Genomic DNA, 12,573 nt, shown 5'->3' with positions numbered 1-12,573 from the left:
GTCGGGTACTCCCGCGGCTCCACCGTCATCTCACTGACGGTGAACACGTCGGCCTCGAACTCGGGTTCGTTCAGCTGGAACCGGTCGCCCGAGCGCGGATGCCACACGAGCCCCGCCTCGCGCAGGGCCCGGGCCATCTCGGTCGAGATCATGGCATCCATTCTGCGGGCGGGCGGACGGCGCGGGGCCGCGGGGCCGGGACGGGACACAATGGGGACATGTCTGCTCCCGTGACTCTCCCCCGCCTCTCGTGGGGCGATGCCCGCGGGCCGGCCGTGCTCCTCGCGCACGGTCTCGGCTCCGACGCCGCCCTCATGTGGCGCCTCGGTACGGCGTTGGCCGACGCGGGATGGCATGCCGTCGCGGTGGATCTCCGCGGACACGGCGATGCCCCTCGGACGCTCGACTACTCCCTCGCCGCGTACGCCGCCGACCTCGCCGCGACGCGACCAGGCGACGGGGGCGCGTGGGACGCGGTCGTGGGTCACTCGCTCGGGGGTGCCGCCGCGACGATCGCCGCCGCCGCGGATGCCGCGTGGACCCGCCGCCTCGTGCTCGTCGACCCCGCGATCCACCTGTCCGACCGCGATCGCTACACGGTCCGAGCGAGCCAGGAGCAGTCGTTCGCCGACCCGAGCATCGCCGCGGTGCGCGCCGCCCACCCGGACTGGCATCCGGTCGATGTGGAGTTGAAGGCACGAGCCACGCAGCGCGCGAGCCGGTGGGCGGTGGAGCAGACCAGCGCTCAGAACACGGTGTGGGATGTCCGCGCCGAGGCTGCCGCCCTCTCCGTCCCGACCCACGTCATCGGCGCCGACCCCGCCGTGTATTCGATCTTCACGGGGGCGCTGGCCGACGAGGTGCTCCAGAACCCCCTCGTCACGATGTCGGTGGTGTCCGACGCCGGGCACTCGCCGCACCGCGATCGTCCTGACGAGACCGTCACGGCGCTGCTCGCGGCGCTCGACTGAGCGACGGCAGCGTCTCCGCGGCCGCGATGTCGGGAGCGAGGACCAGAATGGATGCCATGGCCTCCGCGTTCGATCCCGCTCGGTTCCTCTCCGACGACCTGCTCGCGCGGTTGCGCGAACGCGCACCGGTGCACGACCGCGAGAACACCTTCCCGCAAGACGATCTCGACGATCTGCGAACGGCCGGTTACCTCGGCATCCTGGTACCGACCGCGCTCGGCGGAGCGGGCCTCTCGCTCGCCGAGGCCGCCGAACTCCAGCAGCGTCTCGCCGGGGCCGCCCCGGCCACCGCACTCGCGGTGAACATGCATCTCGTGTGGACCGGCGTGGCGAAGGTCCTGCACGACCGCGGCCTCGACGATCTGGCCTTCGTGCTGCGCGGCGCGGCAGCCGGCGAGGTCTTCGCCTTCGGCATCAGCGAGGCCGGGAACGACCTCGTGCTCTTCGGCAGCGACACCCGAGCCGCGCCCGACGGGGAGGGCGGGTACCGCTTCACTGGGACGAAGATCTTCACCTCCCTCTCGCCGGTGTGGAACCACCTCGGCGTCCACGGGCTCGACACGACGTCCCCCGACGCCCCCAAGATGGTGTTCGCGTTCCTCGACCGCGACGAGGACGTCGTGAGCCGTGACGACTGGAACACCCTGGGCATGCGCGGCACGCAGAGCCGCACGACCGAACTGCACGGCGCCCACGCGCCGGCCGACCGCGTGGTGCGACGGCTCGATCCGGGACCGCAGCCCGACCCGTTGGTGTTCGGCATCTTCGCGGTCTTCGAGATCCTGCTGGCGTCGGTCTACACCGGTATCGCCCGGCGCGCGCTCGATCTCTCGGTCGAGGCCGCGCGGTCGCGGCGGTCGAAGAAGACGGGCGCCAGCTACGCGGCCGACCCCGACATCCGGTGGCGCATCGCGGACATGGCCCTCGCCTACGACGCCCTGCCGCCGCAGATCGCGGCGCTCAGCGCCGACGTCGATGCCCGCGTCGACCACGGCGGACGCTGGTTCTCGCTGCTCGCCGGTCTCAAGCACCGCGCCGTGACGACGGCCAAAGCGGTCGTCGACGATGCGATGCTCGTCGGCGGCGGCTCTTCCTACTTCGCGCACACCGAGCTCAGCCGTCTCTACCGCGACGTGCTGGCGGGGCAGTTCCACCCGTCCGACCCCGAATCGGCGCACTCGGCGGTGGCCACGGCCTGGCTCGGACCGGTCGACGCGTGATGGCCCGCACGCCCACGGCCCTGCTGAGCCCCGCCGATCAGCAGCGCCGCCGCGACCTGCGTCGGATGAAGGGCGTCGCCCTCGGCGCCCTCCTCGCGATGGCGGTGGTCTTCGCGGTCGCCTTCGCGCTGCAACGCGACATCGAGTGGCTGCAGTACGTCCGCGCGGCCGCCGAGGGCGGCATGGTCGGAGCGCTGGCCGACTGGTTCGCGGTGACGGCGCTGTTCCGGCATCCGCTGGGGCTCCCCATCCCCCACACCGCGATCATCCCCCGCCGCAAGGACGAGATCGGTCAGCAGCTCGGGGAGTTCGTCGAGACCAACTTCCTCGAGGGACACGTCGTGCGCACCAAGCTCGAGGGGACGCCGCTCGCGGCGCGCGCCGGCGCCTGGTTGGCCGAACCCGCGCACGCCGATCGGCTCGCCGCCGAGGGCGCGACCATCGCGACGAGCGTGCTGCGCGCGCTCAGCGACGACGACGTGCAGGGCCTCATCGAAGACCTGGCCCGCGATCATCTGCTCGCACCCGATTGGGGCCCCTCCGTGGGCGGTTGGCTCGAACGCGTCGTCGGATCCGGCGCCCACCACGGCGCGGTCGACCTCGCCCTCGACAACATCGCGGTGTGGCTGGCGAACAACCACGAGATGTTCCAGGGCCTGGTGTCGCGACGGCTGCCGTCGTGGGTGCCGAGTCTGGCGCACCGGTTCGTCGACGACACGGTGTACCGCGAAGCCGTGGGCTTCGTCGATGCCGTCCGCGCCGATCCGCGCCACCAGGCGCGGGCCGCGATCGACCAGTACCTGGGACGCCTGGCCGACAACCTGCAGCACGACCCCGCGACGATGGTGCGCCTCGAAGAGGCCAAGGCCTCGATCTTCGACAGCCCCCGCGTACGCGGCCTGGCCGCCGACGCGTGGAACACCGCCAAGACGGGGCTGCTGGCCTCGCTCGCCGATCCCGACAGCGCTCTGCGCCGCCGCGCGTCGGCGGCGCTGGCAGACGTGGGGCGGCGGCTGCAGAGCGAGGAGTCCCTGCAGCGTCGCGTCGACGGCTGGGTCACCGATGCAGCGGTCTTCCTCGTCGAGCGGTACCGTCACGACATCGCCTCGATCATCACCGACACGGTGGAACGCTGGGATGCCGAAGAGACCACCGAGAAGATCGAGCTCATGGTGGGGCGCGATCTCCAGTACATCCGTCTGAACGGCACGATCGTGGGTGCTCTCGCGGGCCTTGCGATCTTCACGGTCGCCCACCTCGCCTGGGGGTCGTGACCGGCGGACTCGCGAGGACACACCTCACCCGGAGCACACGACGGTGAGTAGCCTGAGCGCGTGAGCTTCGGTTCGGGGGCGGAGCCCCTCTTCACCTACGGAACGCTGCAGCTGCCGGACGTCCAGCTGGACACCTTCGGTCGGCTCATCCCCGGCGAGGACGACGTGCTGCCCGGATACCGGCTCGAATGGACGGACATCGACGACGAGCGGGTGGCCCAACTCTCGGGACTCGACGCGCACCCGATCCTGCGTCGGACCGATGATCCGCGCGACCGCGTCTTCGGGCGCGTGCTCGAGCTCACGCCCGAAGAGCTGGATGCCGCGGACGAGTACGAGGTCTCGCTGTACCGACGGGTCTCGGTGCGGCTGGCCAGCGGCATCCGCGCGTGGGTGTACGTCGGCCACTGAGACACGCCCTGCCACAGAACACTCCGGTCGCGCCAGCCTCGTCAGCGCTGGATCACCGCCGCTATCCTCGACTCGGATGCCGGATCGACCAGCGCAGCGCGCGCGCCGGGTCCGTGAAGCGGAGAGACGATGATCCAACTTGTCCTGGCCCGGCACGCCAAATCGGACTGGGTCGACGAGAGTCTCGACGACCACGATCGACCGCTCAACGATCGAGGCCGTCGCGACGCCCCCGCCATGGCGCGTTCGGTTCTGCGACATGGCGTGCGCCCCGAGGTGCTGCTGTCGAGCACGGCACTGCGCGCCCGGACCACCGCCGAGGCCTTCGGAGACGAGTTCGAAGTCGAGGTGACCGAACGCGCCGAGCTGTATCTCGCCGCACCCGACACGCTGCTGGAGGCGGCCCGCACGAGCGGGGCGGCCGAGGTCATGGTCGTCGCACACGATCCGGGCATGAGCGCGCTCGTGTCGCGTCTGGCCGACAGCGACGTGCGGATGGTCACCGCCGCCGTGGCGATCTTCACGTGGCACGAGGGCGAGTGGCCCGACGTCGGCGTCGTCCCGCCCGACGAGTTCGAGCTGCTCACTCCCTGAGCCGCCACCCGAACGGGCCGGCCGCGCGGACCTACGCCGCCAGGCCCGAGTGCTCGACGGCGGCGCGCGCCACCGCCCCCGAGAGCACCAGTTCGGTGACCGCCTCGATCTCCGGCGAGACGAAGCGGTCGCGCCCCGGGCCGTCAACGCGCGTGCGGACGAGGTCGCGCACGGCACCGGTCGCCGCCGCGGGCGGGAGCGGGGCGCGCAGGTCGAGCGCGCGGCATCCGGTGAGCACCTCGATCGCGAGCACACGGGCGAGACCGTCGAGCGCCCGGCGGAGCTTGCGGCCGGCGGCCCATCCCATCGACACGTGATCCTCCTGCATCGCGCTGGAGGGGATCGAGTCGACCGAGGCGGGAACCGCGAGCCGCTTCAGCTCGGACACGATCCCGGCCGCGGCGTACTGGGCGATCATGAGACCCGAGTCGACGCCCGCCTCCGCGGCGAGGAACGGCGGAAGCCCGTGACTGCGGGAGACGTCGAGCGCCCGATCCGTGCGCCGCTCCGACATGGATGCCACGTCCGCCACGGCGATCGCGAGGAAGTCGAGCACGTACGCCACCGGCGCACCGTGGAAGTTCCCGTTGGACTCCACCCGACCGTCGAGCGTGACGACGGGATTGTCGACGGCGGATCCGAGCTCGCGCTCGGCGACGATCCGGGCGTGCGCGGCCGTGTCGCGCGCCGCGCCGTGGACCTGTGGCGCGCAGCGCAGCGAGTACGCGTCCTGCACGCGGGTGCATTCCGGCCCCCGGTGGCTCGCCACGATCGGCGAGCCCGCGAGGAAGGCCCGCAGGTGAGCGGCCGACGTCGCCTGGCCGGCCTGGGGACGCAGCGCCATCAGGTCGGCCGCGAACACGGCGTCGCTGCCGAGCTGCGACTCCACCGACAGGGCGGCGGCGACGTCGGCCGTGGTCCACAGCATCTCCAGGTCGTGCAGGGCCAGCAGCAGCATCCCGAGCATGCCGTCGGTGCCGTTGATGAGCGCCAGCCCCTCCTTCTCGCGCAGCACGACGGGCGAGATCCCGGCGGCCGCGAGCGCTTCGGCGGCGGGCATCGCGCGGTCCTCCGCGTCGCGGACGTCGCCCTCACCCATGACCGCCAGCGCGACGTGCGAGAGCGGGGCGAGGTCGCCGGAGCAGCCGAGGGACCCGTACTCGCGCACGATCGGGGTGATCCCGGCGTTCAGCAGGGCGGCGTACGTCTCGACGACCACGGGCCGGACGCCCGTGCGCGCCGTGGCGAGCGTCTGCAGCCGCAGCAGCATCAGGGCGCGCGTGACCTCGCGTTCGACCTCGGCACCCGTCCCGGCAGGCTGGGACCGGATGAGGCTCTCCTGCAGCTGCGCGCGACGATCGGGGGCGATGAAGGTCGTGGCCAGCGCGCCGAAGCCGGTGGAGATCCCGTAGTGCGGCTGCGGGTCGTCGGCCAGCCCCTCGATCAGCGCGCGCGTCTCGGCGACGCGGGACAGCGCCGCGGGATCGAGCGCGACGGGCGCGCCGTGGCGAGCGACGGCGACGACGTCGCGCGGGGCGAGGGGGGTGGATCCGACGATGACGGTGATGCTCATGCCTCGATCCCACCGCTTCCGCCTCCCGCCCACGCCACCGTTCTGGCATCCTGTGTCTGTGATCCCAGACACTTCGCGTCCGCGGGTCCCTGCGGCCGATCAGACGCTGCGGATCCTGTCGCTGTTGGCCCGCCAGCCCGCGCCGATGGCGGCGCAGTCGATCGCGACCGCACTCCGCCTCCCCCGTTCCACGACCTATCACCTGCTGACGACGCTCGCGCAGCACGGCTACGTCGTCCACCTGGCGGACGACCACCGCTGGGGGCTCGGCACCGCGGCCTTCGAACTCGGCGGCGGGTACGCCCGTCAGCAGCCGCTCGCCCGCCTCGGACGCCCTCTTCTGGCCGCGCTCACCGACCGACTCGGCGAGAGCACGCACCTCGCCGTCCTCGTCGGGCGCGACGTGCTGTACATCGTCGAGGAGCGCGCGCCGCGCCGCCCGACGCTCGTGACCGACGTCGGCGTGCGCCTCCCGGCGCACCTGGCGGCGAGCGGTCAGGCGATGCTCGCCGCGCTTCCGCCCGCGCAGGTGCGCGCGCTGTACCCGGATGCCGCGGCGCTGACGCAGCGCACGGCGCGCGGACCGCGCACGCGCGCCGACCTGCGCGATGCGCTGCGGCGCGTGCGAACCGACGGCTTCGCCCGCGAAGACGGCGAGGTCACTCCCGGCTTCCGCTCGGTGGCATCCGCGGTCCTCGACCACGCGGGCTGGCCGATCGCCGCAGTCGCCGTCACATGGCCCGCTGAGACGGAGCAGGAGGCCGCTGCGCTCGCGGACGCGGCACGCGCCAGCGCCCGCGAGCTCGCGAAGCGCCTCGGACGTCGGGGCTGAGCCGGGCTCGGCCCCGACGAGCCGAGGATCAGACCGCCCCCAGAGCCGTGTACGTCCGGGCGAGCACGTCGACCGGGCTCTCCTCGTCGTGCTCGGCCCACCACGTCAGCGCCGCGTTCATCACGGCGGCGAAAGCGTGAGCACGGACAACGGCGGCGAGGTCGTCGCCCGCGGGGTCGCGTTCGACCAGAAAGCGGTGGATATCCTCCGTGAGCGCGGTCAGTCGCGGGTCGGCCCGCAGGTCCAGAGCCGGCGTGACGTGGATGACACGCAGTCGTCGCCGCGTCACTTCGAGCTGATCATCCGGGAAGCGCGAGGCGACGAGCGAGGCCGCGCGCAGGGCTCCGTGCGGGTCACCGTCGCCGGAGCCGGCGAGCGCCGTTCGAAAGCGCTCGACGAATTCGTCGAGGCCGCCCCAGACGAGCGCCGACTTCGTCGGGAACAGGCGGAACAAGGACCGGCGGCTGATCCCGGTCGCCTCGGCGATGTCGTCCATGGACACCGCGTCGAACCCCTGCTCGTCGAAGAGCCGCAGCGCGACGAGCGACACGGCGTCGGGGGCGATCGTGCGCGGTCGACCGAGGGAACGGGTCATGGCATCCTTTCGGCACTGAGTGCTATAACGGTGCTGACGCGGCTCGCGCCACCCACTCTCGAAGAGGAGTTCTCATGTCACCGTCACCCGCCGGACGTTTCACCGGCAAGACCATCATCGTCACCGGCGCAGGTTCCGGCATCGGGCGCGCCACGGCGCACCGAATCGCGCACGAGGGCGGCCGCGTCGTCGCCACCGATGTCGTGCCCGAACGTCTCGAGGCTCTCGGCGAGGAGCTCTCCGGACTCGATGTCGCCGTCGTCGTCGGCGATGTCGCGCACCCGGACACGATCGAGGCCCTCCTGTCCGCCGCCGGCGATCGCATCGACGGGCTCGCGAACGTGGCCGGGATCATGGACGGCTTCCTCCCCCCGAGCGAGGTGGACGACGCCACGTGGGATCGCGTGATGGCCGTCAACGTCACCGCACCGATGCGCCTCACCCGCGCCGTCCTGCCTCGGATGATCGATGCCGGCGTCGGTGCGATCGTGACCGTTGCCTCGGAAGCCGGCTTGCGCGGTTCGTCCGCCGGAGTGGCATACACCGCCTCGAAGCATGCCGTCATCGGCTTCACCAAGAGCGTGGCCTTCTTCCACGGGCCCCAGGGAATCCGTGCGAACGCCGTCGCGCCGGGCGCCGTCGCCACGAACATCGAAGCCCCGATGCGCAGCGCCTACGCGGGCTCGCGCATCGGACCGCTGATGCAGACCGTCATGCCGCCCATGGCGCAGCCCGAGCAGCTCGCGTCCGCGATCACCTGGCTGCTCAGCGACGACTCCGCGAACGTCAACGGGGCGATCCTGCCGAGCGACGGCGGCTGGTCGACCATCTGACCCGCGAGCGTCCCGCCCCGCGCCCCGAGACCACCCGCGCGATGATCCCGCGGCTCAGCGAACGACGAGCCGTGGCTCCACCAGCACGTGCGCGGCACCGGCGGTCGCGGGGCGGGGCGCCACCACGGTGCCCTCCTCCCCCATCAGCAGGTCGAGGGCACCGGATGCCACCCGCTCGGGGAGCTGCTCGACGCTGGAGAGTCCGAGCGCCTCGGCGGCGGGGGTGTTGTCGAAGCCGATCACGGTGATCTCGGGGTGACCGGCCAGGGTCGTGGCCAGGTGGGCGCCGATCGCGAGCGAGTCGCTCGCGCACACGATGCCGGTCACAGCCGGATCGGCGGCGAGCCCCTCGGCGACGACGTCGCGCGCGAGGGCGACGCTGTCCTCCACCACCCACCGCGGTCCGGCGGCGGACCCGACGCTCTCTCGCCAGCCGCGCTCGCGTTCGTCCCCGGTGCCCGAGCCGGCCGGCCAGCCGAGGAACGCGATGCGACCCGCACCGCCGTCGAGCAGGTGTTCGGTCGCGGCACGGGTCCCGGCGGCCCCGTCGACGTCGACCCATAGGTGGGCGGGGGCCTCGACGTCGTCCTTCCCCCACGGGCGCCCGAACGAGACGAAGGGCAGCCCGCGCTCACTGAGCCATCCGGTGCGCGGGTCGCCGTAGAAGGTCCCGGTGACCACGACGGCATCCACCTCTCCACCCTCGAGCAGATCGCCGAGCCGCTCGATCTCTTCCTCGGCCGTGCGCGCGGCGTACAGCAGCACGCGCATGTCGCGCTCGCTCGCGCGCTCGGTCAGGGCGTGGACGAACCGGTCGAGCACGACGCCCGCGATGCCCCCGGCGTAGGGATCCAGATGGATGCCGATCGTCGAGCTGCGCCGGGTGCGCAGGCGCCGCGCGGCCGCGTGCGGACGGTAGCCCAACTCGGCGATGGCCGCTTCGACGCGCAGGCGCGTGGAATCGCGCACGATCCCGGGGGTGTTGACGACGTTCGAGACCGTCTGTCGCGACACCCCGGCCACACGAGCCACGTCTTCGACGGTAGGGGCTTTCGTCATCCCTTCCCTCCCCGGGTAGACGGTCATCGTAGGGCGAGCCGGAGCGCTTGACAGCACGGCCCGCCGCTCCGTACGTTAGTCGCACCAGAGTTTGAACGTTCAAACTTCCGGCCCTCCGGTCCCACACGGAGGGGTCGCATGCCTCATCGAAGGAGAGAGACACATGACACGGCACATCGCCCGCACCTGGCTCGGGGCAGGAGCGCTCCTGGCCACCGGCGCCCTGACGCTCACCGCCTGCGGTTCCGGATTCACCGATTCCGGCAGCGCCGAGCAGACTTCCGACGGCCCCCTGTCGATCCTCATCGGATCCTCCGGCGACGCCGAGACCCAGGCCGTCGAAGACGCCGTCGCCGCGTGGTCGAAGGAGTCCGGCGTCCCGGCGCAGGTGCAGGTCGCCAACGACCTCCCCCAGCAGCTCTCGCAGGGCTTCGCGGCCGGCTCGCCGCCGGACCTGTTCTACCTCGCCCCCGAAGCGCTGGCGGGCTATGCGGCGAACGGCTCGATCGCCGCGTACGGCGACGAACTGTCGAACAAGGACGACTTCTACCCCTCGCTCGTCGAGAACTTCACCGTGGACGGCTCGTTCTTCTGCGCCCCGAAGGACTTCTCGACCCTCGCTCTCGTCATCAACACCGACCTGTGGACGGCAGCGGGCCTCACCGACACGGACATCCCCCAGACCTGGGACCAGTTGGCATCCGTCGCCCAGAAGCTCACGGTCGACGGCCGGGTCGGTCTCGCCTTCGGAGCCGAGTACCAGCGCGTCGGCGCCTTCCTGGCGCAAGCCGGCGGCGGCCTGCTGACCGACGGCAAGGCCGACGCCGACAGCAGCGCGAACGTCGAAGCCCTGCAGTACGTCAAGACGCACCTCGAGGACGGCACCTTCGCCTTCGCCGCCGACGTCGGCGCCGGCTGGGGCGGCGAAGCCTTCGGGACGCAGAAGGCCGCCATGACGATCGAGGGCAACTGGATCACCGGCGCCCTGACCGCCGACTACCCCGACGTGGCCTACACCGTCGCCGAACTCCCCGCCGGCCCCGGAGGCAAGGGCACGTTGCAGTTCACGAACTGCTGGGGCATGGCCGCCGACAGCGCCAACCAGGCCAACGCCCGTGCACTGGTGGAGTACCTCACCGCGACCGACCAGCAGCTCGCGTTCTCGAAGGCCTTCGGCCCGATGCCCTCGATCCAATCGGCGGCCGATGCCTGGTCCAGCGCCAACCCGCAGTCGACGGCGTTCCTCGCCGGGGCCGAGTACGCCCAGTTCCCGCCAAACATCGCCGGAGCCGCCGACGTGATCACCGACTTCAACGCGCAGCTGGAGTCGCTGAAGACCGGCGACCCGCAGGCGATCCTCGGGACGGTCCAGGGCAACCTCGAGGCCATCGCCAAGTAGGCGCTCCCCCATGACCGCTCTCACCACCGCGCCTCGTCGCGTCGGGTCCTCCTCGGGGATCCGGCGCGGCGAGGCCGCCGCCGGCTGGCTGTTCACGGCTCCGGTACTGCTCATCCTCGGCGTCTTCCTGCTCGTGCCGGTGCTCATGGCGCTGTGGGTGAGCTTCTCGGACTGGAGCGGGCGCGGCAGCCCCTTCTCGTCGAACGTCCGCTTCGTCGGACTCGACAACTACGCCGCCGTCACCACCGGCGGCGGCCTCGCCGAGCGCGACTTCGGCACCGCACTGCGCAACAACGGGTGGTACGTCCTCCTGGTCGTCCCCCTGCAGACCGCGCTGTCGCTCTTCCTCGCGGTCCTCGTCAACCGTGCGGTGCTGCGCGGCCGAGGCTTGTTCCGTACCGCGTTCTACTTCCCGTCCGTGACGAGCTCCGTTGCCATCACGGTGCTGTGGCTGTTCCTCTTCTCGACCTCGGGCGCCATCAACGAGGCTCTGTCCTGGCTCGGCATCAACGGCCCCAACTGGTTCAGCGATCCGTCCGGGATCGTGCACAACGCCCTCGCCGCGGTGGGGATCACGAGCGGACCCGCGGCGCTGACCGGCAGCACGTTCCTCGGCGTCTCGTGGTGGGACTGGCTGGCAGGACCCTCCGTGGCGATGTCGGCCTTCATCCTCATGGCGGTCTTCACCACCTCCGGCACCTTCATGCTCCTGTTCATCGCGGGACTGCAGAACATCGGCGGCGACATCCAGGAGGCGGCGATGATGGACGGCGCCAACGGCTGGCAGCGATTCTGGCGCGTCACGCTCCCCCAGCTGCGGCCGGTGCTGTTCACGGTGCTGACCCTCGGGCTCATCGGCACCTGGCAGGTGTTCGACCAGATCTACACCGGCACCCAGGGCGGCCCCGGAAAGACCACGCTGACCCCTGCGTACCTCAGCTACTCGTCGGCGTTCCTGTCCCAGGAGTGGGGCCAGGGCGCGGCGATCGCGTTCGTCCTGTTCGTGATCATCGTGGTGCTGACGGTTCTGCAGCGCTGGGTGCTGCGCGAACGCCCGGTGTCCCGCCGTCGGGCACGCCAGTACGAGGTGCGTGCACCGAAGGGAGGAGTGCGATGACCGCCACGGCATCCCCGCAGACGACGGTCCTGGCCGAGCAGAGCATCGACGGTCCCCGTCGCCCCGCGGCGCGGCACCGCATGTCGGGCAAGGCCCTGCGCTGGCAGATCGGCCTCTACGTTCTGCTGGGCGTACTGGCCCTGATCTACATCTATCCGTTCCTCGTCCAGGTGGCGACCTCGTTCAAGACGGATGCCGCTGCCGCCGCGGATCCGATCTCGCTCGTGCCGCAGCCCTTCACGTGGGCCGCGTACGAACGACTCTTCCTGCGCTCGGACTTCCCGGTGTGGTTCGCCAACTCGGCGGTCGTGACGGTGTTCGTGACGCTCGGGCGGGTTTTCTTCCCCTCCCTCGCCGGCTACGCGCTGGCGCGGCTGCAGTTCCGTGGCCGCGGCGTCGTCTTCGCCGCGCTCGTGGCGGTGATGGCGGTCCCCGCCGTCGTGCTGCTCATCCCGAAGTTCCTCGTGATCAACCAGCTCGGCATCTACGACTCGTACGCGGGCATGATCCTCCCGTTGCTGGTGGATGCCGCCGGTGTGTTCATCATGAAGAACTTCTTCGAGTCGATCCCGCCGTCCGTCGAGGAGCAGGCGCGTATCGACGGCGCGAGCACGTTCCGCATCTTCTGGTCCGTGGTCCTGCCCATGGCACGTCCGGCCCTCATCACGATCGTGATCTTGTCGTTCCAGGGATCG

At 71.4% G+C, this 12,573-nt stretch carries 13 protein-coding genes and 1 pseudogene; 10 read left to right on the top strand and 4 right to left on the bottom strand.

The window, feature by feature from the left end; translation table 11 throughout:
- Positions 1-152: pseudogene (locus LQV45_RS09235) on the bottom strand (pilus assembly protein CpaE); the annotation flags it as partial.
- A 66-nt stretch (positions 153-218) separates the two neighbouring features.
- On the opposite strand from LQV45_RS09235, the gene LQV45_RS09230 reads away from it, so the two are divergent.
- The 5 genes from LQV45_RS09230 to LQV45_RS09210 all read left to right on the top strand — a co-directional run bounded on the left by LQV45_RS09230 (position 219) and on the right by LQV45_RS09210 (position 4,470).
- Complete coding sequence (locus LQV45_RS09230) at positions 219-971, top strand: alpha/beta fold hydrolase (RefSeq protein WP_230006749.1); 753 nt, start codon at positions 219-221, stop codon at positions 969-971.
- Between the two features lie 56 nt (positions 972-1,027).
- Positions 1,028-2,191: an acyl-CoA dehydrogenase family protein gene (locus LQV45_RS09225; protein ID WP_230006748.1), complete on the top strand. Its 1,164-nt coding sequence runs from the start codon at positions 1,028-1,030 to the stop codon at positions 2,189-2,191.
- Positions 2,191-3,465, top strand: a complete 1,275-nt coding sequence (locus LQV45_RS09220) for a DUF445 domain-containing protein (RefSeq protein ID WP_230006751.1) — start codon at positions 2,191-2,193, stop codon at positions 3,463-3,465. Before LQV45_RS09225 ends, LQV45_RS09220 begins: the two co-directional genes overlap by 1 nt.
- A 60-nt stretch (positions 3,466-3,525) precedes the next feature.
- The gene (locus LQV45_RS09215) at positions 3,526-3,876 is read left to right on the top strand and encodes a gamma-glutamylcyclotransferase family protein (protein WP_138173647.1); all 351 of its coding nucleotides are present in this window, start codon (positions 3,526-3,528) and stop codon (positions 3,874-3,876) included.
- 129 nt (positions 3,877-4,005) lie between these two features.
- Positions 4,006-4,470: a histidine phosphatase family protein gene (locus tag LQV45_RS09210; protein WP_230006747.1), complete on the top strand. Its 465-nt coding sequence runs from the start codon at positions 4,006-4,008 to the stop codon at positions 4,468-4,470.
- A gap of 31 nt (positions 4,471-4,501) precedes the next feature.
- Here LQV45_RS09210 and hutH read toward each other — a convergent pair whose 3' ends face one another.
- Positions 4,502-6,043, bottom strand: coding sequence for a histidine ammonia-lyase (hutH, locus tag LQV45_RS09205; RefSeq protein WP_230006746.1), 1,542 nt, complete (start codon positions 6,041-6,043; stop codon positions 4,502-4,504).
- A gap of 52 nt (positions 6,044-6,095) precedes the next feature.
- Between hutH and LQV45_RS09200 the strand changes: the two genes are divergently transcribed.
- Positions 6,096-6,875, top strand: coding sequence for an IclR family transcriptional regulator (locus LQV45_RS09200; protein ID WP_374208170.1), 780 nt, complete (start codon positions 6,096-6,098; stop codon positions 6,873-6,875).
- A gap of 28 nt (positions 6,876-6,903) precedes the next feature.
- On the opposite strand, the gene LQV45_RS09195 is transcribed toward LQV45_RS09200, so the two are convergent.
- Positions 6,904-7,470 carry a TetR family transcriptional regulator gene (locus LQV45_RS09195; RefSeq protein ID WP_230006745.1) on the bottom strand — a complete coding sequence of 189 codons (567 nt, stop codon included), beginning with the start codon at positions 7,468-7,470 and terminating at the stop codon, positions 6,904-6,906.
- A 74-nt stretch (positions 7,471-7,544) separates the two neighbouring features.
- Between LQV45_RS09195 and LQV45_RS09190 the strand changes: the two genes are divergently transcribed.
- A complete protein-coding gene (locus tag LQV45_RS09190) occupies positions 7,545-8,303 on the top strand; it encodes an SDR family NAD(P)-dependent oxidoreductase (RefSeq protein ID WP_230006744.1) in 759 nt (252 codons plus the stop codon).
- Between the two features lie 54 nt (positions 8,304-8,357).
- Here the strand turns inward: LQV45_RS09190 and LQV45_RS09185 are convergent, their stop codons facing one another.
- The gene (locus LQV45_RS09185; RefSeq protein ID WP_230006743.1) at positions 8,358-9,362 is read right to left on the bottom strand and encodes a LacI family DNA-binding transcriptional regulator; all 1,005 of its coding nucleotides are present in this window, start codon (positions 9,360-9,362) and stop codon (positions 8,358-8,360) included.
- Positions 9,363-9,525: 163 nt separating this feature from the next.
- Between LQV45_RS09185 and LQV45_RS09180 the strand changes: the two genes are divergently transcribed.
- The 3 genes from LQV45_RS09180 to LQV45_RS09170 form a co-directional block, all read left to right on the top strand.
- The gene (locus LQV45_RS09180; protein WP_230006742.1) at positions 9,526-10,761 is read left to right on the top strand and encodes an extracellular solute-binding protein; all 1,236 of its coding nucleotides are present in this window, start codon (positions 9,526-9,528) and stop codon (positions 10,759-10,761) included.
- 10 nt (positions 10,762-10,771) lie between these two features.
- Positions 10,772-11,878, top strand: a complete 1,107-nt coding sequence (locus LQV45_RS09175; protein WP_230006741.1) for a carbohydrate ABC transporter permease — start codon at positions 10,772-10,774, stop codon at positions 11,876-11,878.
- 80 nt (positions 11,879-11,958) lie between these two features.
- A partial coding sequence (locus tag LQV45_RS09170; RefSeq protein WP_374208171.1) for a carbohydrate ABC transporter permease occupies positions 11,959-12,573 on the top strand: 615 nt, incomplete at its 3' end.

The organism is Microbacterium sp. Bi128 (assembly GCF_918698205.1).
The sequence above is the reverse complement of the archived record's forward strand: the minus strand, read 5'-3'. Positions and strand labels throughout refer to the sequence as shown.

Coding starts and splice junctions, on each gene's coding strand:
- LQV45_RS09225 (WP_230006748.1), top strand. CDS start 1,028: ATGGCCTCCGCGTTCGATCCCGCTCGGTTCCTCTCCGACGACCTGCTC.
- LQV45_RS09190 (WP_230006744.1), top strand. CDS start 7,545: ATGTCACCGTCACCCGCCGGACGTTTCACCGGCAAGACCATCATCGTC.
- LQV45_RS09175 (WP_230006741.1), top strand. CDS start 10,772: ATGACCGCTCTCACCACCGCGCCTCGTCGCGTCGGGTCCTCCTCGGGG.
- LQV45_RS09210 (WP_230006747.1), top strand. CDS start 4,006: ATGATCCAACTTGTCCTGGCCCGGCACGCCAAATCGGACTGGGTCGAC.
- LQV45_RS09180 (WP_230006742.1), top strand. CDS start 9,526: ATGACACGGCACATCGCCCGCACCTGGCTCGGGGCAGGAGCGCTCCTG.
- LQV45_RS09220 (WP_230006751.1), top strand. CDS start 2,191: ATGGCCCGCACGCCCACGGCCCTGCTGAGCCCCGCCGATCAGCAGCGC.
- LQV45_RS09185 (WP_230006743.1), bottom strand. CDS start 9,362: ATGACGAAAGCCCCTACCGTCGAAGACGTGGCTCGTGTGGCCGGGGTG.
- LQV45_RS09195 (WP_230006745.1), bottom strand. CDS start 7,470: ATGACCCGTTCCCTCGGTCGACCGCGCACGATCGCCCCCGACGCCGTG.
- LQV45_RS09230 (WP_230006749.1), top strand. CDS start 219: ATGTCTGCTCCCGTGACTCTCCCCCGCCTCTCGTGGGGCGATGCCCGC.
- hutH (WP_230006746.1), bottom strand. CDS start 6,043: ATGAGCATCACCGTCATCGTCGGATCCACCCCCCTCGCCCCGCGCGAC.